Annotated in this window: 25 protein-coding genes, 1 tRNA gene and 1 other annotated feature; of the genes, 2 read left to right on the forward strand and 24 right to left on the reverse strand. The window is 36.6% G+C overall.

The features are described from left to right. Positions 1-13: 13 nt before the first annotated feature. The 12 genes from AC3B5B_RS00475 to AC3B5B_RS00530 all read right to left on the reverse strand — a co-directional run bounded on the left by AC3B5B_RS00475 (position 14) and on the right by AC3B5B_RS00530 (position 6,053). Positions 14-427, reverse strand: a complete 414-nt coding sequence (locus AC3B5B_RS00475) for an Asp23/Gls24 family envelope stress response protein (RefSeq protein WP_489757499.1) — start codon at positions 425-427, stop codon at positions 14-16. Positions 428-455: 28 nt separating this feature from the next. After that, on the reverse strand, positions 456-1,019 hold the full coding sequence (efp, locus tag AC3B5B_RS00480) for an elongation factor P (protein ID WP_489757498.1): 564 nt from the start codon (positions 1,017-1,019) through the stop codon (positions 456-458). Positions 1,020-1,178: 159 nt separating this feature from the next. Beyond that, positions 1,179-1,460, reverse strand: a complete 282-nt coding sequence (gene rpmA, locus AC3B5B_RS00485; protein WP_489755942.1) for a 50S ribosomal protein L27 — start codon at positions 1,458-1,460, stop codon at positions 1,179-1,181. Between the two features lie 5 nt (positions 1,461-1,465). Beyond that, positions 1,466-1,825, reverse strand: coding sequence for a ribosomal-processing cysteine protease Prp (locus AC3B5B_RS00490; RefSeq protein WP_489757497.1), 360 nt, complete (start codon positions 1,823-1,825; stop codon positions 1,466-1,468). A gap of 2 nt (positions 1,826-1,827) precedes the next feature. Further along, positions 1,828-2,136, reverse strand: coding sequence for a 50S ribosomal protein L21 (gene rplU, locus AC3B5B_RS00495; RefSeq protein ID WP_489757496.1), 309 nt, complete (start codon positions 2,134-2,136; stop codon positions 1,828-1,830). 8 nt (positions 2,137-2,144) lie between these two features. Then, positions 2,145-2,214: a sequence feature (ribosomal protein L21 leader region), on the reverse strand. Positions 2,215-2,274: 60 nt separating this feature from the next. Continuing rightward, positions 2,275-2,514, reverse strand: a complete 240-nt coding sequence (locus AC3B5B_RS00500) for a hypothetical protein (protein WP_489757495.1) — start codon at positions 2,512-2,514, stop codon at positions 2,275-2,277. Between the two features lie 142 nt (positions 2,515-2,656). Next, positions 2,657-2,836, reverse strand: a complete 180-nt coding sequence (locus tag AC3B5B_RS00505; RefSeq protein WP_489757494.1) for a hypothetical protein — start codon at positions 2,834-2,836, stop codon at positions 2,657-2,659. Then, positions 2,829-3,509 (reverse strand): NAD(P)H-dependent oxidoreductase, encoded by a 681-nt coding sequence (locus AC3B5B_RS00510; RefSeq protein WP_489757493.1) that lies wholly within the window; start codon positions 3,507-3,509, stop codon positions 2,829-2,831. The genes AC3B5B_RS00505 and AC3B5B_RS00510 overlap by 8 nt, the downstream gene beginning before the upstream one ends. A gap of 92 nt (positions 3,510-3,601) precedes the next feature. Beyond that, on the reverse strand, positions 3,602-3,799 hold the full coding sequence (locus AC3B5B_RS00515) for a CsbD family protein (protein ID WP_489757492.1): 198 nt from the start codon (positions 3,797-3,799) through the stop codon (positions 3,602-3,604). Positions 3,800-3,880: 81 nt separating this feature from the next. Next, on the reverse strand, positions 3,881-4,471 hold the full coding sequence (locus AC3B5B_RS00520; RefSeq protein ID WP_489769031.1) for an NAD(P)H-dependent oxidoreductase: 591 nt from the start codon (positions 4,469-4,471) through the stop codon (positions 3,881-3,883). Then, positions 4,471-5,028: a TetR/AcrR family transcriptional regulator gene (locus AC3B5B_RS00525; protein ID WP_489769032.1), complete on the reverse strand. Its 558-nt coding sequence runs from the start codon at positions 5,026-5,028 to the stop codon at positions 4,471-4,473. The genes AC3B5B_RS00520 and AC3B5B_RS00525 overlap by 1 nt, the downstream gene beginning before the upstream one ends. Positions 5,029-5,087: 59 nt before the next feature. After that, positions 5,088-6,053 (reverse strand): quinone oxidoreductase family protein, encoded by a 966-nt coding sequence (locus AC3B5B_RS00530; protein WP_489769033.1) that lies wholly within the window; start codon positions 6,051-6,053, stop codon positions 5,088-5,090. A gap of 91 nt (positions 6,054-6,144) precedes the next feature. Here AC3B5B_RS00530 and AC3B5B_RS00535 point away from each other — a divergent pair, with 91 nt between their 5' ends. Continuing rightward, positions 6,145-6,606 carry a MarR family winged helix-turn-helix transcriptional regulator gene (locus AC3B5B_RS00535; RefSeq protein WP_489769034.1) on the forward strand — a complete coding sequence of 154 codons (462 nt, stop codon included), beginning with the start codon at positions 6,145-6,147 and terminating at the stop codon, positions 6,604-6,606. A gap of 95 nt (positions 6,607-6,701) precedes the next feature. Here the strand turns inward: AC3B5B_RS00535 and AC3B5B_RS00540 are convergent, their stop codons facing one another. The 10 genes from AC3B5B_RS00540 to AC3B5B_RS00585 all read right to left on the reverse strand — a co-directional run bounded on the left by AC3B5B_RS00540 (position 6,702) and on the right by AC3B5B_RS00585 (position 13,819). Beyond that, positions 6,702-7,463 carry a ChbG/HpnK family deacetylase gene (locus AC3B5B_RS00540; RefSeq protein ID WP_489769035.1) on the reverse strand — a complete coding sequence of 254 codons (762 nt, stop codon included), beginning with the start codon at positions 7,461-7,463 and terminating at the stop codon, positions 6,702-6,704. 3 nt (positions 7,464-7,466) lie between these two features. Beyond that, positions 7,467-8,927: a PTS transporter subunit EIIC gene (locus AC3B5B_RS00545; protein WP_489769036.1), complete on the reverse strand. Its 1,461-nt coding sequence runs from the start codon at positions 8,925-8,927 to the stop codon at positions 7,467-7,469. Between the two features lie 4 nt (positions 8,928-8,931). Continuing rightward, on the reverse strand, positions 8,932-9,768 hold the full coding sequence (locus AC3B5B_RS00550) for a PRD domain-containing protein (RefSeq protein WP_489769037.1): 837 nt from the start codon (positions 9,766-9,768) through the stop codon (positions 8,932-8,934). Between the two features lie 15 nt (positions 9,769-9,783). After that, complete coding sequence (locus AC3B5B_RS00555) at positions 9,784-10,275, reverse strand: PTS sugar transporter subunit IIA (RefSeq protein ID WP_489769038.1); 492 nt, start codon at positions 10,273-10,275, stop codon at positions 9,784-9,786. 195 nt (positions 10,276-10,470) lie between these two features. Beyond that, complete coding sequence (locus AC3B5B_RS00560; RefSeq protein WP_489769039.1) at positions 10,471-11,313, reverse strand: SDR family oxidoreductase; 843 nt, start codon at positions 11,311-11,313, stop codon at positions 10,471-10,473. Between the two features lie 109 nt (positions 11,314-11,422). Further along, on the reverse strand, positions 11,423-11,839 hold the full coding sequence (locus tag AC3B5B_RS00565) for a MerR family transcriptional regulator (RefSeq protein WP_489769040.1): 417 nt from the start codon (positions 11,837-11,839) through the stop codon (positions 11,423-11,425). Between the two features lie 153 nt (positions 11,840-11,992). Beyond that, on the reverse strand, positions 11,993-12,403 hold the full coding sequence (locus AC3B5B_RS00570; RefSeq protein WP_489757481.1) for a MerR family transcriptional regulator: 411 nt from the start codon (positions 12,401-12,403) through the stop codon (positions 11,993-11,995). A gap of 11 nt (positions 12,404-12,414) precedes the next feature. Beyond that, the gene (locus AC3B5B_RS00575; RefSeq protein ID WP_489769041.1) at positions 12,415-13,065 is read right to left on the reverse strand and encodes an NAD(P)H-binding protein; all 651 of its coding nucleotides are present in this window, start codon (positions 13,063-13,065) and stop codon (positions 12,415-12,417) included. Then, complete coding sequence (locus AC3B5B_RS00580) at positions 13,065-13,490, reverse strand: cupin domain-containing protein (protein WP_489757479.1); 426 nt, start codon at positions 13,488-13,490, stop codon at positions 13,065-13,067. The genes AC3B5B_RS00575 and AC3B5B_RS00580 overlap by 1 nt, the downstream gene beginning before the upstream one ends. 2 nt (positions 13,491-13,492) lie before the next feature. Next, a complete protein-coding gene (locus tag AC3B5B_RS00585; protein WP_489757478.1) occupies positions 13,493-13,819 on the reverse strand; it encodes a carboxymuconolactone decarboxylase family protein in 327 nt (108 codons plus the stop codon). A 267-nt stretch (positions 13,820-14,086) separates the two neighbouring features. On the opposite strand from AC3B5B_RS00585, the gene AC3B5B_RS00590 reads away from it, so the two are divergent. Then, on the forward strand, positions 14,087-14,191 hold the full coding sequence (locus AC3B5B_RS00590) for a type I toxin-antitoxin system Fst family toxin (RefSeq protein ID WP_489757477.1): 105 nt from the start codon (positions 14,087-14,089) through the stop codon (positions 14,189-14,191). A gap of 964 nt (positions 14,192-15,155) precedes the next feature. Here AC3B5B_RS00590 and AC3B5B_RS00595 read toward each other — a convergent pair. Together AC3B5B_RS00595 and AC3B5B_RS00600 are read right to left on the reverse strand one after the other, a co-directional pair. Then, positions 15,156-15,229, reverse strand: a tRNA-Arg gene (locus AC3B5B_RS00595). A gap of 101 nt (positions 15,230-15,330) precedes the next feature. Beyond that, positions 15,331-16,305, reverse strand: coding sequence for a hypothetical protein (locus AC3B5B_RS00600; RefSeq protein ID WP_489769042.1), 975 nt, complete (start codon positions 16,303-16,305; stop codon positions 15,331-15,333). Positions 16,306-16,515 lie beyond the last annotated feature (210 nt).

The following is a 16,515-nucleotide window of genomic DNA, read 5'->3' on the forward strand; positions in this document are numbered from 1 at the left end:
GCCACTTTCTGGATTAAATTTTAGCTAATTTTTCTGAACTATCATTCTTCTTAGCCATTAAACCAACCACATGCACATTTACTTGGGCCATTGTTAGATCCGTCATAAATTGTAATTGTTGACTAAGAGATTTCTGTAAATCATTGGCTACTTTAGGAACTGATACACCATATTCTAAATAGACATAAACATCGGCAATTAACTGCTGCGTTTGTTCATCATAAGAAACCCGGACACCTTGCGCACGATTTTGCCGACCTAACAACGAATTGATATTATTCGCTAACGTACCGCGCATTTCATAAACACCGGCAACTTGTGTAGCTGCAATACCCAACAAAACTTCCAAGACATCTGTTGCCACATGAATTTGTCCTAATTCATTGGCTTGTGTTGGTGCTATTTGTAAATATTTACCATCAGTCATCCCAAAGCCTCCTTAATCCAAATTACAATTATTTATTGGCCCGTGAACTGTAACTACCATCAACTGTATTGATAGTCAAAACATCGCCTTCATTAACGAAAAATGGCACTTGCACAACCAAACCAGTTTCCATCGTAGCTGGCTTACTACCACCAGAAGCAGTGTCACCTTTAATGCCCGGCTCCGTAGCGGCCACTTTCAGGTCCACAACGTTTGGAATATCAATCCCTAATGTCTCACCATCATGCATAATGACATTAACTTCCATATTTTCCACTAAATAATTTAAAGCATCACCCATATTTTCCCGGGGTAGTGATAATTGTTCATAGGTATTAGTGTCCATAAAAACATAATTATCACCGTCGGCATAGAGATACTGCATCTTTTTATTGTCAATTTGAGCTTGTTCAACTTTTTCAGTGGAACGGAAAGTCTTTTCTTGAACGGCCCCGGAACGCAAATTTTTTAATTTGGAACGAACAAAAGCACTACCTTTACCAGGCTTGACATGCTGAAATTCAACAATCCGCCATAATTCACCATTAACTTGAATTGTTAAACCATTTTTAAATTCATTAACTGAAATCATCATAAACTCCTGTGTTATAAAATTGTGCATAAAACAAAAAAACATTTTTGAAAATTTTTATAATTATTTTCAGTAGTCTTTACTATACTAATTTATTATATCATAAACCCAATTAAAACTTGATAGTTTAAAAAAAGCCGCTCACGCGGCTTCTTTAATTTAATCTTCAGTAATCACTGAAACTTGCTTCTTATCACGACCAAGACGTTCAAACTTAACCACGCCTGGCTTTAAAGCAAATAATGTATCATCGCTACCGCGACCAACATTAGCACCAGGATGAATCTTGGTTCCACGTTGCCGATAAATAATAGTTCCAGCATTAATTCTTTGGCCATCAGCACTCTTAGCACCTAAACGCCGACCAGCAGAATCACGACCATTGGCAGTTGAACCACCCCCCTTATGGTGAGCGAAGAACTGTAAATTCATTTCTAACATAATTGTTACCTCCCAACTGTTTCTTGTTTTAAATCAACCCGGATAAAATCTCCGTAATTGTCAACTAACGAGTGTAATATCTGATAACAATTAGCCATTAAAGTTTGTGTTTGAACCAATTGATCATGCGCAGTAATTTGAGAATAATCAACCTGACATTCTAAATAACCACCACTTTGTGCTTCACTATTAACCTGTGGCTTAACTTGAGCCACAGTTTGAAGCGAATTAATCGTTCCCAGTCCAATCACTGAGACGGCTGCACAAACAATATCTTGACCATAAGGGCCAGAATCGGCATGACCTTCAATCACAAACTTTGTTAATTGCTTAGCTGAATTACAAACAAAAGTTGCTTGAATCATCTTTAAGCTTCAATCTTTTTAATTACAACTTTAGTATAAGGTTGACGATGACCCTTTTTAGTATGGGAATGTTTCTTAGGCTTATACTTGTAAGTAATAACTTTCTTTTCCCGGCCTTGCTTTTCAACAGTACCAGTAACCTTAGCACCTTCAATTGTAGGAGTTCCAATAGTAATCGAACGACTACCAATCAAAAGAACTTGATCAAAAGTTACTTCTTGACCTTCTTGGACATCAAGCTTTTCTACAAAGATGGCTTTGTTTTCTTCAACCTTGTATTGCTTGCCGCCAGTTTTAATAATTGCGTACATTTGTACACCTCCATTCTTAGACTCGCCACACTAGGCGCTGTTAAGCTTTAACCTAGTCATGTGCGGTTGCAGCTGTGGTAGCACAATTACAACTGTTTAATTGTACAAAAAAAATATTGGTTCGTCAACTAAATTTAATTAATCTAAAAATTCATAGTGTACTAAACTGCGTAGGTCATAATCTCGACCTTGGACATCCGTAAAGTTGCCATCTTTATCACGCAATTGCTGCTTCAAATGATCAATTGCTGCCTGATCATCAGCATATACCGGCACATTAAGTATCCGACCATTAGAAAAAGTTAACTGCGCCGTAATTTGGGGACGCGTAACAGATTTAGATTTTTTAAGCATTGCTTTCATTGTTTTTTTCTTCATAATCATAATCACCAAGCAATTAAAATTTATTTATTTTTAATCTTACCACATTTAACGTGTGGGAACAAAAATTGCCCCGAATTGTGTAACCACCTTTTTCTTTTGGTGATAGCTTCATGTCTAAAAACTGTTTAACAGATTATTACCATTGATCATGATTCCATAAACGACCATCGATCTCTGATTGTAGTTGCTGCAATCTCCGATCTTGCTCTTTGATTAAAGTAGTTAAGCCGCGCCAAAAAGCTCGTTTTTCATATTGTGGCTCCTGCTGAATTAATTGCTCTAATTGCGCAACGGCCCATTGATTATTATCATTCAAGATTATCTGTTTCACCTGCTTTAATTAATTTTAAGGTATCGTTACTGGTTTCTAGTTGTAACAAATTTTGACTCAATTGTTCCTGTAGTAAATCAATCAGCGGATTAGTTGCAGTTGCGTTCAATTGGGTTAGTTGTTGTAAATACCATTGACTACGCTTAATTAAAGAATCTGGTTGGTCTTGGCTTAAATAACGCTGATAATCCATCAATAATTGCTGTTGTTCGGCTTCATTTAAGTAAGCAAATTGATAAATTGGAAACACTGACAGCCAAATCATTTGCGCTTGGCGCGCCAAGGCTTGTAGGGGCGTTAGTAATTGATCTAAGCTAAAGCCTACGCGCCCTCCAGCTTGAAACGCTGTTTGTGGTAAACCCGTTGAGACCACTACTCCTAATTGTTTACCGATTAGTTTTTGTTCAATAAATTTCGTCGTCAAGTAGTGATCCTGCCATTGTTTCAATTGCGCCGGCATTGTGTACCAATAGAGTGGAAACTGAAAAATAATTCGGTCAGCTTGTTGTAGTAACTGCTGTTCTTGCACACTGGAAGTTGATTGTGTTGCACTTACTTCATGCCAAGTTGCCTGAGCGATAGCAGCTCCTTGTTTTAAAAATTGTTGCGTTGCGGAATTGTCAAGCTGGGGATGAGCAACAATAATTAACGTCTTCAAAAATTCGGCCCCCTTAATTAAAAAGAAACTGTGACCTCCAAACAGTTAGACCGTTTTGCCACAGTTCATAATCTCAGTATTAGTATAAAGCACTAATCCTGTTTATGCTTATCAATTTTTTCATTGATTTTTTTAGAAACGTCGTCTTTCGCATCTTCCAGCTGATCTTTAGCTTTACCCAAAGCTTGTTCGGCCTTACCTTTGAGTTCTTTGGAATCATCGCCGACGACTTTACCAACACTTTCATTGATTTTACCTTTAGCTTGATTCATTTTACCATCATTACTCATCTTCATGCCCCCTATTATATCTAAACTTATTGTAAAAGGTGAGTAATCTTTTCGTAAAGTAAAGTGCTTGCCAAGCTGCTTTTAAAACTTAAATGTTGTCTGAACCAACTGCTGTAAATATCGCCGCCGGCGTTCTAAAGTCGAATTAGAGATTCTCCCAAAGTTTTGCCAATGACCATGTTTAACGCCAACTTGTTTCAAAGTTTTTTTAACAAAAACCTTTTGAATATCATCGCCACAAAACCATTTCAAATAAAAAGTCGGTGATGTGGAAGTCGTTAAAACATACGCTTGCCGTAAATTTTTGAGTTCGCCATGAATGCCATACTTGGTCACGGTATGTGATAAACCAGGGCCTTCTTTCATGACCTTGTCAATAAAACCTTTTAACATTCCGGGCAGTGTGTTCCACCAAACTGGCGTAATAAAGATTAATCCTTGCGCTGCTTGTAATAAGTGTAAATATTTTTGCGTTAACGGATCATGACTGGCACCAGTATGATATAAACGTAACTCTTCTTGATCATAATATGGTTGAAATTGATCTTGGTACAAATCAATCACTTCAAAAGGCTGGTGATGTTGCTGCAGATTAGTTTGAACAGCTTCTAATTCCGCATGATTGAAACTATTGGGATAGGGATGACAATAAATAACGATTACGGGGGCCATTAATTTTCTCCTTGCATAAATGCACATAAAGTCTGGCGAATCAACGTTAAATCTAAACTAACTACCTGCTTTTGTACTAACAAAGCGTAGCCTTGAATAAATGACCACGTCTGCACAAATAAAGCATCATCAGAAATATCTGAATTAACATTGATTTGATGAATTAACTGTCTAGTCAAATTTAATAACGCGAATTGACCGTTAGTTTGCTGTAACGCTGCTTTACCTATCTCACTAAAAAATAAGGCATTAACTAACTGGGGGTGCTGGACAAAATATTCTACAAAAAACTTTCCTAATTGAACTAACTTTTCTTGGGCATCAAGCTCTGCCAACGAGCCAATTTGTTGCTCAAATTGTTGTGTAATCTGTTGTGACAGTCTTTGCATTGCCAAAGTCAATAATTCAGTTTTATTTTTAAAATGTTTGTAAAAAGCTCCTGTCGTTAAACCTAGTTTTTGTGACAATTTACGTAAGGATAGTGCCTCCAAGTTATCTTCTTGAAGTAATTGCACCGCACAATCTAACAATTGTGCTTTCGTTTGATTATCTTTCATATCAAGCCTCCTAGAAAAAAGATAACACTGTTATCTTCAAACTACAAGCTTTTTTAAATTCAATCTGCAATTTTAATCACAGCTCGTGGAGCATTAGGTGCTTGCCAAGCTTGCACCAGTTCCGGCAATGAATATTGCTTGATTGGGACCGTCCATTGCTTCTGAGACGCTAAAGTAAAAACTTTTTGAATGGAAGTAAAAAGTTCTTTGGGAGCCAAAGACCCAATTCCCGAACCTATGAGTTGAATATTGAAGGAGCGTAAAAGCGGCGCTGGTAAATTAATTTGTTGACCCGCAGTGGAACCAATTTCTACATATCTAATTGTTTGGGATGGTTTGCTGTGAGATAAAGTTGTTAACAATAACTCAGCACTTGCTCCCCACAAATAATCTAAGACAATCGTTGTTTGGGCAATGGTTGCTTGCAACGCTAATTGACATTGCTCAAATTGTTGAGCATCCGTTAAATCATAATCTCCAAAGGAAAAGTACTCATCAGCACCAACTTGGGCTAATTTCTCTGCATTACGTCCTAAAGCAATAACTCTTACTGCCCCTAAAGCATACGCCATTTGTACCGCTAACGCTCCAGCAGTACCGGTTGCTCCATTAATAAGGACCACATCACCTGTTTGAATTTGGGCACGATAGACTAACGCTGCATAGGAACTCATACCCGGATTAGCAATTGCTGCCGCCATGATCGGATTCAATTTAGCAGGCACCGGAATCAATGAGTGCTTTGAAACCACTGTTTTTTCTGCCAAGGAACCATATGGCCAGCGTGGTTTAGCAAAATAAACACTTTGCCCATTAGCTAAACGTCCGACGCCTTCAGTACCAGCAATCCGCGGAAACTGGGCACTACTAGAATAATGTTGGCCCATCGACTGAGCTTTACTAACTGTACTTAAAGCACTCGCTTGCGGCATAACAATCACTTCTTGCTGAGAATTAACCGTTGGTTCAGCAACTGCTTGCAGTACCGGAACCATTCCTGGTTGTTGAACTATCGCTGCTTGCATAATTAATGTCCTCCTTTTAGGTGCATTTTGCACACAAAAAGAATAGCATACTTACGTGCATTTTGCACATTAATTTAGTATAATTGATATTATGAATAATCAACAAATCCAAACTTTTTACGAACAATTAATTGAACTAGCTTATTTTTTTAATCAACCCCAAAATGACCAAGCTTTAATTAAAGCGGCGCATGTGCAACTTGATTATAAATTATTTCCTTTGTTTGCTACCATTGCCCGCCAACAGCCGACCAATGTCCAAAACTTAGCACATTTTTTGGGAGCTTCTCATTCCACCATCAGTCGTCAACTTGACCGCTTAGAACGTGCCGAGTTGATTACAACACAGATTAATACGCACGATTCACGCAAACGTGAGGTTCAACTAAGCCGGCTCGGTCAAACTTTAAATCACAGTTTGACGCAAACACGTTTACGAATGATCAAGCAAATACTCAACTCTGTTCCCTCAAGCAAGCAGTTACAAATTTTAGATGACATAACTTTACTCAATCAGGCCTTTGAAAATATTGATTTGAACAATCAAAAGTAACAACAATTTTATTAAAAATGGGCCTATGCCTAGGCCCATTTTGAGGTTATTTACTTTTTGTAATCAACAGCCAATCAAGTTAATTTAATGATTGGTTAAATTTGGCTATAGCGTATTAACTCCACATCATGGTCCCATAGCCAAATCTTAGTCTGGGGAGCACACAGCATCGCAACTTCTTGTGTTCGCGGAATCGTCAAACTAGAGTGCGTCAAAATAAAGTCATCCAAATATCCTGGATGGCAAACCATCACTTCATAGCCATCATTATGCTGCGTTAGTGCCGCTGTTTGTAAGGTTTTCCAAGGATTATAATTTGGTTGCATGCTTTTCATTTCTAGATATAATTTTTGATGATTTAATAGCGTCGGACTGTCGTCAAAATGATATTCTAAAAAGCGTAATTGATGTCGTTGCGCTACAATTTTTAACGCTTTAACAAAGTTGTCACTAACCACAGCATGACCTTCAAAATAATCCGGTTTACGCCCTACTAATTCGACAAAACGGGCATATTGCGCTTCAATTTCGATAACGGCTTGGTCTAAATCAACAAAATCTTTTACGGAATTGCGATAAACTTTGGATGGCTTAAATTCACCAGTAGCAGTGGTCAAACTAGGCACTTGAGCGGCGCTAACAACGGGACGGCCAGTACAAATTACTACGTGTAAGCCCAAGTCTAACGGTTTATGCGTCAGCTTCAGCAATGATTGGACTGCAGCTTTAGAAGTGGGCATATTAACCATAATACCAATGTTATTGATTATGCCATCGCGCACAGTTTTCAAAATTCCGAGATTAACGGCTTCGCTGTAACCCAAATCATCCGCTCTTACAATAATTTTAGTTTTCATCGCTTATTCCTCCACTGGTTTTAATTCTGAAATTTTAGTGTCTGAATTATCTTTCCTCTGGAAACCGATGAAGTAAGTTGCAACAGCTGCCACCACGATTGCAATCACCCCACTCAAAATTCCATTAATCAAATTAGTGGGATCATTATGAACATAAGCCGTCAAAGACATAAAATTAGCCACAGGCACCAAAACATAACCTTTAATATGACAAATGGCAGCATATAGTCCCCCACAAAAACCGCCAATCATCATCCCTAAGAAGCTACGTTTATAGCGCACCGCAATTCCGTACAAAGCGGGTTCTGTTACGCCACCAATAAAACTAGCAACAAAATAGCTCCAAGCTAAAGCTTTTTGATCCTTATTTTTCAAGCGTAGCGCTGCGCCAATACACATACCTGCTACTGACATACTAGCGGCTAAAGATCCTAATAACGTAAAGTTATCAAAACCATTTTGGGCAATGACCATCATCATTGCCGAAATTAAGACTAAGTGCATTCCCGTCATTACTAATAACTCCCAAACAGCACCAATAATGGCAATCGCTAAAATGCTCCAAATACCACCTAATTTGCCAAAACCAATGATTGTGTCACAAATATACTTGCCAATGAAACCACCAGCGGGGCCAACAATACATAAAGTAATCGGTAACATGACAATGATCGTTAATGTGGGGACAAAAATCGTACTTAACGAAGCGGGAATAAATTTTTTCAAGAAACGTTCCACATAAGACATCAACCATACTGACAAAATTATCGGTATGATCGTCGCACTATAGTTGACCAATGGCATATGCAAGCCAAAAACAGAAAAATGTTTACCGGTAGTGACCATTTTAATTAATGTTGGATGTAACATAATCGCACCTAAGAACATGGATACTAACGGTTGCGTATGAAATTGTTTGGAGGCTGTATAACCAATTAAAATTGGGAAAAAATAAAAGCCAGCGTCACCAACAAACGTGAACAAACGATAAGTATCACTATTAACACTTAAAACATTTAACATACTCGGACCTAAAACGGCCGCAAACATTTTAAACATGGAAGCCGCAACTAATACTGGAATCAAGGGTGTTAAACATCCAGCTAATTTGTTCATGATAATTGTGCCAATACTTTTCCAAGTTAACTTAGACTGCGTTTTTTCAGTATCGAGGTTTTCTGTAATGGGCGGTGTCGTCTGTAAATGAGCGATTTGGCACAATTGGTCGTACACTAAGTCCACCGTTTGCCCAATAATTACTTGATATTGGCCCGCTGAACGCCGGACGCCAATGACCCCAGCAATTTGGTTCACAGCTTGGTCATCTGGCAAACTGTTATCTTTTAAAATAAAACGTAAGCGTGTCATACAATGTGTTACTGACTCAACATTAGTACTACCGCCCACTGCTTGTAAGACTTTCTGGGCAATAATACGGTTGGTTTGTTCTTGACTCTTCACCATCAAATTACTCCTTTGCTTGAGTATTATCCACCATTCGCTGAATATAGAGCATTAAATAAAACTTTTCTGATTGATTGCTAACCGTCTGATAGGCTTGATCAATCACGGTACTAATTTCACAGGCGCATTGATAAATTTCAGGAAATTGCTTTTGAAAAGCTTGATATAATCCTTCAGTCTGGCTACTAGCCATTTGTTGTGCTTGCTGTAACCTACGTAAATAATAATTCAGATGCACCACAAATCGATTATAAGTAAAGCTTTGGTGATTAATCTTTATATTAAAGTGTCGTTCCACAATATCTAATGCCTGTTCAATCACTTTTTGTTCTTGTTGAATCGTGCCATCACTAACGACTTCTTGACTATTTAAAAAGTGTGTAGCAATCGCCGTGATTTCTGCTGGTGGTAGTTTGACATGCAATTGTTGTTCAATCAATTGAAGTGCGTATTGACCTACTGCCGTTTCTTGCGGATAGAATTGTGCAATATCATAGGAATACAACAAAGATGCATTTTGCTGCTTTTGTGATCGAATAATAGCAAAATTAATATGATCAGCTAAACTGAACACAATATTAGGATTTAGCGGACGGGTAATTAAACTACGGGCTTGTTGCACGATCTGTAAACTAACAGCCACTACATCTTCTGGCAATTCTGTTAACAACTGTAAATATTGTGAATTTAATTTGTAAAAAGTCATCGTTACTTGGCTTAAATCTGTGATTTCATACGGCATGGTTGGAAAACCGATTCCTTTGCCAAAGGCAATTAATTCGTGGTCATCATTATCACGACATAATGCAACATTATTATTAATTTTTTTAATTGCTAGCATACTTTACCCTCAAAATTATTCTGTTCGCAACAAGATTTGACCGCGTTTGACCAAAGAATGCGCTAATTTTCCCAAATGTAACTGCTGATCATAACCCTTAGTAAAAATTAAGATTGTAGTCATGTCTAAATGATGCTGTGCCATTAATTGGGGATCAAAGCGAATCAAGGGGAAGCCCTGCGTAACATAATCATTGACTTGAACTAAGGCTTTAAACCCTTCTCCATTTAACATCACCGTGTTTAAACCAATGTGGATTAAAATTTCCAGCTTAAATTTTGCGACCTTAATTCCTATTGCATGTTTCGATGGCGGCAAAGCAACAATTTGACCATTGACAGGAGCCACGATGGTATCAGCCCTTACTGCCGGTTGAATTGCCAAACCTTCACCCATCATTTTATGAGCAAAAACTTCATCGTCCACTTCTGATAATGGGATAATTTTGCCAGCAATTGGTGCGGCAATTTCTAAAATTGAGGTTTGCTGAACTTTCCAAAATGGCAAAAAGACACATCCTTTCCTTGAAACTAAAAAACGCTTTTTGAGGTATAACTTACCTTTCCATCAAAATAGAAAAGGTAATGCCTCAAAAAGCGAGTAACAATCCTTATAATGAACTTCTTTAGTATAGCATATCAAAAAAACGTTTGCAAAACAGATTTAGCTATGACAATTTAACGCCCAGCCGCATTTCAATTCCTACTTATTTTCTGGTTGTAAAGGCCCATAGTAATAAGAGGCAGTTGCTCCACCATCAATCAAAAATGTGGAACCCGTGATAAATTGACCAGCAGGACTCATTAATAATTCTGCTACATTGGCTACTTCATCGGCCGTTCCTGGGCGACCAGCAGGACTTTTTGCAAACATATTCTTATAAAAATCACCACGTTGCCCATTAAACTCATCAATTGCTAAAGGTGTGACAATAATCCCCGGGGCAATATCATTAATCCGTGCTCCTTTTTTACCCCATTCAACGGCCTGGGCCATTACGCGCTTTTCATTACACCGTTTGGCCAATTGGTAAGCTTTTAAGGAATCTTCAATTTGATCAGGTTGCAAAAAGTCTAGATCTAACAATTCTTCAGTCGCGGTCATGGCTAATTGGCGATCCTGTTGTGGCGTTAAGGCTGGCATTCGGTGGCCCGATTGACTAGAAATTACTACGCCGACACCATTGGGTGCAATCACTTTGCCCGCTTCTTCTAACAAAACAGCCGTGCCGTATAAATCAACATTGAGAATCGTTTCAATGGATGCTTGACTTGGTGAAACCCCCGCCGCATTCACAACCATCGTAATCTCGCCACTAGCTTGTGCTTGTGTTAATAAATTTTGAATGGATGTCCGACTAGCTAAATCCATCTCCACTGGTGTCACATCAAAACCTGCATCAGTCATTGTCTTCGCAATTGCCTGAGCATTCGCCAAATTTTTGTCACCTAAAAAAATCTTTTTGCCAAAACCTACGCGCCGTGCAATGGCCATTCCGATTTGGCCAGCGCCCGTGACTACCATTACTTCTGTCATTATCAACATACTCCTCAAGAGCATCTAAGATTAGCGTCAATCCATAAGATCTTTGCCTTATTACGAATGACTATCATTAAGATACAACTTGAAGTTGACTCCAAGACAAGCAATAATTTTATTTTTTAATAATTTCAGACAAACGTTCATTTTCTAAGCGGTGCAATTGATCCTCCGCTGGTAAAACATGATCACTAAAATGTTGAATTTTAAAGTCCAAGTGATCAATTGCCACCTGAAGAGCCTGTTTTTTATTCTCCATAATTTGTCGTTGTTCTTTTAATAGTTGATATTGCTCTTGTGTTGTATCCTCAGCCGATTGATATAAATTAATATATTTTTGTAAACTATCTAGTGACATTCCTGCTTGTCGCATCTTTTTGATAAATGCTAAACGACTCAAAACGGCCGCATCGAATTGACGAATGCCTGTACTGGAACGACGGACTTCGGGTAATAAGCCCAGCTTTTCATAATAACGAATCGTGTCGGCTGAGAGTCCAGTTTGTGTTGCTGCGTCTTTGATACTAATCATCAATGCCCACTCCTTTATTCATTTATTTTTAAAACTATCTTAACTAGTTAGACTAATTCAAGCAATGACCTTTACCAAATGCGAACATTTACATTGAAAACTCAAAAAACGTTTGTATAAATTTCGCCAATTTACCAAACGTTTTCCTTTATTTTAATTTACATGCCGCTGTTGCCGAAAAGTTTCAAAGTCATCGGTAATAGCATGTTGTTTTAACGCTGCATAAAAATCAATTTTATCTTGAACAACTTGTAAATGCTCTTGTTCTTGTTGAATTTTGGCTTCCAGCTCACGCTTTTTAGTTTGCAATAACTCTTGGCGTTTGCCAATCGTGGCATCACCTTGAGCCCGCCAAGTCACGTACTGCTTCATTTCAAACAAACTAAAACCCGCGCCTTTGAGATGTTGCAGAAATTGATACCACAAAACATCTTGGTCCGTATACAAGCGCTGACCATGAACTTTTTGCACGGTCAGCAAACCTTCTTTTTCATAAAAACGCAAGGTATAAGGCGTGGTTTGGACAACTTTCGCAAATTCACCAATCCGATAAGTTTTCGTCATTTAATTGACTCCTATTTGTAAACCGGTGTCGCACCATCAGTTCCTGCTTGGGCAATTCCCAAACTATCATTGACAAACAGTGTGGGATCATCAATCATTCGTTCAATTAAATCGGCGATACTGGCTCGTGAAATGGTTGTTCCTTTAAAAGGTTCATGACGATGAGTTAATTCATAATCAACTACCGGCGCATTCGACATGTAACCAGCCCGAATAATCGTATAGTATAACTGACCATTCTCTTCAATTAGCTTGGCTGCATCTCTGGTATCTTCCATGACCGCATGACCACAAGATTCTTCAACCCAGGTGCCAAAGGGATCTGGTACCTCATGATACAAGCCTAAACCAGTCACATGAATTAACCGCCGTACTTGTTGTTCATTCATCGCTTGAACAATATTTTGGACCATCGGCGTAAAGACGCCACCCAAATTAGCGTAAACTAAATCGCTACCAGCTACCGCTTTGAAAACATCATTATAATTACGGGCGTCGCCTTCAATAATTTGAACATTATTAGCCGCTGCAAATTCTTGTGGTAAACGCTGCACATTACGAGCAAATAATTTTAAATTAACTTGATCATGGTTGAGATAATGCTGCTCAACCAACCGTGCAATTTGTCCATTAGCGCCAATTACAGTAATATTTTGTGACATTATTTAGCTTCCTTCGTATCCAAAGCATCATAAATTTCATCAGACACTGGTTCTAACCACTCAGGAGTACCAGCTGTAATTGCCAGATGTTCAAACCAACTATCGGCAGTAGCACCGTGCCAATGCTTCACGCCGTCGTGCGTTACAACCACATCACCAGGGGTTAGATGTTGCGCTGGTTTGCCTTCTTCTTGGTACCAACCTTCGCCACCAGTAACTAATAAAATTTGGAAGCCATCATGATGAATATGCCAATTATTACGGCAACCTGGTTCAAAAGTTACGTTGCCAACACCAACGTTCACGTCAGGATCTGAGACTAAATTCTTTAAATAACTTTGTCCGACAAAATATTGGGCAAAGGCATCATTTTTGTCACCACTACCAAAAATTACTCCATTTTTAACATCTTCATTTTTAGCCATTATTATTCTCCCTGTTCTTCATAGAATTTTTTAGCAATATTAAATGCTGACCAAGCTTTCGGCCAACCAACATAAAAAGCAATATGAGTGATAATTTCACTGATTTCATCTTTAGTTAAGCCATTTTGTTTTCCCATCTTTAAATGAGCTGGTAATTGTTCAAAATTACCGGCCGTAATGATGGCAACAATGGTGGCTAAACTACGATCACGTGGTGATAATTCTTTTTCACGTGACCAAACTTCTCCAAATAAAACGTCATCATTTAATTCTGCAAATTTGGGCGCAAAATCACCTAAGTTCTCACGTCCGGCTGTTTGTTTCTTCATAGTAAAGCACCTCCGACTTAGAATAAGTTAACTTTACAACTTAGAGCTAACTCTAAGTCAAGCAAAAATTATTTTTCAACTAATTAGAAGTAAAATTAAAGAAAGACAAAGCACATATCCTAGTACGCCGGATGATAATCATCAAAGTTTTTAACTTTATAGATAATGACAAAATATCCATTTGGCTTGATTTGCCAGGCTACACTATTACTTAATTGTTCATGATATAATTTTTAATGGCAACTCGCCCCGAAAGGGAGTGATTGTATGTTCAAAGAATTACTAACATTGATCATTGCACCAATTATTGTCGGTGCAGTGAATCAAATGATTGCCGACTGGTTGCACGGCAAACATAATGATAAAAAATGAGTTGTCATGGACAACCACACAAAAAAAAAGTCATTCCTACCAGCATAGGAATGGCTTTTGTGTTTGTATGCAAAGAATTACTAACATCTTGCAAGACAAGTATAACATAACTATCTCAAAGTGACACTATAATTAAAAAATGTGTCGCAATGAAACAATATCTATTTTTTCATAAAGCTTTTTAATTACTAACAAAAACAACTTTTGGCATTGCGATATTTAAATACCAAGAAAATCTTTTCTTTGCAATGTAAAAACTTTTTAGTTGTAATTGCTAAAAAAAATATGAATAAAAAGTCTAATGCTCACCATAGTGAAACAACGTTTAATTAAAAATAAATACCTTCATTATAATATAATATTTAAGTTGCAGCCCCGACACAGCAAGTTGAGGGGGGAAACTAGTGCTAATAAAACTTTTTTACAAATTGTTTCAGCAGTTATTTCTGGTTGTTTAGTAACCATGTTTAAAAAATAGTTAGATAATCACAAATAATTTTTGAAACAAAAAAAGACGATCTTAAACTTCCACCAAAGTTTTGAGCGCCTTCTTTTGTTGTTACATAAACCTAATGCTAACATCTTTTACTACATATTCATATGTAGCACAATCGTTCCCAAAATCCCACAATTTAATTATGTTTAGCTCTCACATTGGGAGCTTTTTTATTTACTTACCACTGCCAGCTGTATACAAAGCTGGTAGATGTTAATTAGACAATACTTGATAACACCAGCTAGCATTGATTTTGACTTATAAATCTCACCGTTAGTCACAGTCCGTACATAATTGCCCTTTTTATCAATTAAAGGTGCCCTGCTTGATAAATAAGAATGCACAGTTCCACCAAAATGTTCACCAAATTTCGACTGTAATTGTGAATGAATCCAACAGCAAAACACTTACAAAATAGCATTTATGTGCTATCAGATTGTGAATTGCAGCATATTAAGGTACAAAAAATGTCGCAGGTGGGATTCGAACCCACGACCTACGGTTTAGAAGACCGTTGCTCTATCCAGCTGAGCCACTGCGACAAACAACTAACATTATATTGAACATTAAGTACCTTTGTCAATATTATTTTGATAAAAATTAATCATTTTTTAGATAAAACTTGATGAATCGCTTGTCTAGTTTAATCAAAAGATTTTCCCTTTGTTTCTTGACTTAAAATTGTTTTGAAGTTGACGATGTCCCTATATATCTTTAAAAGCTCTATTACTTTTTTAATACGAAAATAGTCTTTTGAAAAAATAAAGTTTTCAAAATCATCTAAATCATCAAATATTAAATTTATAATAAGTAAGGCTAATAAAATTATTATGAATATTAAAAATACAAATGTAAATGCCGTAAATGGAGTGACAATCTTCGAAACAATTAAAGAAAAAGATGGAATAAAAATCAATGACATAATTGATAAAAACCACTTTATAATTTTTGTTTTCAATTTTTTAGTTTTACTCAAATGATCATTGAACAGCCCAATTAATTTATTTAGTTCTTCTCCAGAAATATAGTCAATATCAGAATAATTTTTAGGTACATTTTCATGAAGAACTTTATCAACTAAAGAACAAAGTGCAAAAGAAACATTTTTAAAATTATAAAATGGCCATAGTAACTTCGTTAGCCAAGAGTATTTCATCAAAAAGATAGACCTCTTATACTTAAACTTTGTTTTTCTTAATTTATCTATATCCTTTTCGTCAAAATATTTAAACCTTACATTTAGTTTATAATCAATATATAAGTATTTGTACATCGGAAATAGTAAAATAATGTCAATAATTAAAATAAAAAAATAAATTAAATAATTGTGCTTAAATCCTTCTTTAATAATTTTTACCAAATTAAAATTATTGTGCTTAAAAACGCTAAAATATATTAAATATATCCATAATAACAATATAAGTATCCCAAAAATTGTACTAAAAAAAATCCATATGTAAGGACTGAGACTAAACCTTTTAGAGATACTATATAATTTATCAATTATGCTATAAAGTCTAAAATTATCTTGAACAGGTTCAATATAGTGGCCATCATTAGAAAGATAATAATAATTTTTATTATTGATAATTTTATCTTCATTATTTTTACTATTCAAAAAACTATTCTCCTATTTTATTTAATCAATCAAATAAATCATTTTTCATTAGATACGAACGGTGCTAGTTAAAAGTTAGTTGAAATAAAAAGCCTGACTATACTATACTTTGGTTATTCCTAAACAAAGAAAATAAATCCCATGTCATACTTTCTTAAGTTTAATCAAGAAGCATCTAGTTTGCAATCTTTAATTAACATAGGATTAACT

The organism is Bombilactobacillus sp. ESL1187, assembly GCF_058107155.1.

What these genes read in the sequence shown, in the direction of transcription:
- AC3B5B_RS00475 (WP_489757499.1), bottom strand. Translation starts at nt 427, where the DNA reads ATGACTGATGGTAAATATTTACAAATAGCACCAACACAAGCCAATGAA.
- efp (WP_489757498.1), bottom strand. Translation starts at nt 1,019, where the DNA reads ATGATTTCAGTTAATGAATTTAAAAATGGTTTAACAATTCAAGTTAAT.
- rpmA (WP_489755942.1), bottom strand. Translation starts at nt 1,460, where the DNA reads ATGTTAGAAATGAATTTACAGTTCTTCGCTCACCATAAGGGGGGTGGT.
- AC3B5B_RS00490 (WP_489757497.1), bottom strand. Translation starts at nt 1,825, where the DNA reads ATGATTCAAGCAACTTTTGTTTGTAATTCAGCTAAGCAATTAACAAAG.
- rplU (WP_489757496.1), bottom strand. Translation starts at nt 2,136, where the DNA reads ATGTACGCAATTATTAAAACTGGCGGCAAGCAATACAAGGTTGAAGAA.
- AC3B5B_RS00500 (WP_489757495.1), bottom strand. Translation starts at nt 2,514, where the DNA reads ATGAAGAAAAAAACAATGAAAGCAATGCTTAAAAAATCTAAATCTGTT.
- AC3B5B_RS00515 (WP_489757492.1), bottom strand. Translation starts at nt 3,799, where the DNA reads ATGAGTAATGATGGTAAAATGAATCAAGCTAAAGGTAAAATCAATGAA.
- AC3B5B_RS00520 (WP_489769031.1), bottom strand. Translation starts at nt 4,471, where the DNA reads ATGGCCCCCGTAATCGTTATTTATTGTCATCCCTATCCCAATAGTTTC.
- AC3B5B_RS00525 (WP_489769032.1), bottom strand. Translation starts at nt 5,028, where the DNA reads ATGAAAGATAATCAAACGAAAGCACAATTGTTAGATTGTGCGGTGCAA.
- AC3B5B_RS00530 (WP_489769033.1), bottom strand. Translation starts at nt 6,053, where the DNA reads ATGCAAGCAGCGATAGTTCAACAACCAGGAATGGTTCCGGTACTGCAA.
- AC3B5B_RS00535 (WP_489769034.1), top strand. Translation starts at nt 6,145, where the DNA reads ATGAATAATCAACAAATCCAAACTTTTTACGAACAATTAATTGAACTA.
- AC3B5B_RS00540 (WP_489769035.1), bottom strand. Translation starts at nt 7,463, where the DNA reads ATGAAAACTAAAATTATTGTAAGAGCGGATGATTTGGGTTACAGCGAA.
- AC3B5B_RS00545 (WP_489769036.1), bottom strand. Translation starts at nt 8,927, where the DNA reads ATGGTGAAGAGTCAAGAACAAACCAACCGTATTATTGCCCAGAAAGTC.
- AC3B5B_RS00550 (WP_489769037.1), bottom strand. Translation starts at nt 9,768, where the DNA reads ATGCTAGCAATTAAAAAAATTAATAATAATGTTGCATTATGTCGTGAT.
- AC3B5B_RS00560 (WP_489769039.1), bottom strand. Translation starts at nt 11,313, where the DNA reads ATGTTGATAATGACAGAAGTAATGGTAGTCACGGGCGCTGGCCAAATC.
- AC3B5B_RS00565 (WP_489769040.1), bottom strand. Translation starts at nt 11,839, where the DNA reads ATGATTAGTATCAAAGACGCAGCAACACAAACTGGACTCTCAGCCGAC.
- AC3B5B_RS00570 (WP_489757481.1), bottom strand. Translation starts at nt 12,403, where the DNA reads ATGACGAAAACTTATCGGATTGGTGAATTTGCGAAAGTTGTCCAAACC.
- AC3B5B_RS00575 (WP_489769041.1), bottom strand. Translation starts at nt 13,065, where the DNA reads ATGTCACAAAATATTACTGTAATTGGCGCTAATGGACAAATTGCACGG.
- AC3B5B_RS00580 (WP_489757479.1), bottom strand. Translation starts at nt 13,490, where the DNA reads ATGGCTAAAAATGAAGATGTTAAAAATGGAGTAATTTTTGGTAGTGGT.
- AC3B5B_RS00585 (WP_489757478.1), bottom strand. Translation starts at nt 13,819, where the DNA reads ATGAAGAAACAAACAGCCGGACGTGAGAACTTAGGTGATTTTGCGCCC.
- AC3B5B_RS00590 (WP_489757477.1), top strand. Translation starts at nt 14,087, where the DNA reads ATGTTCAAAGAATTACTAACATTGATCATTGCACCAATTATTGTCGGT.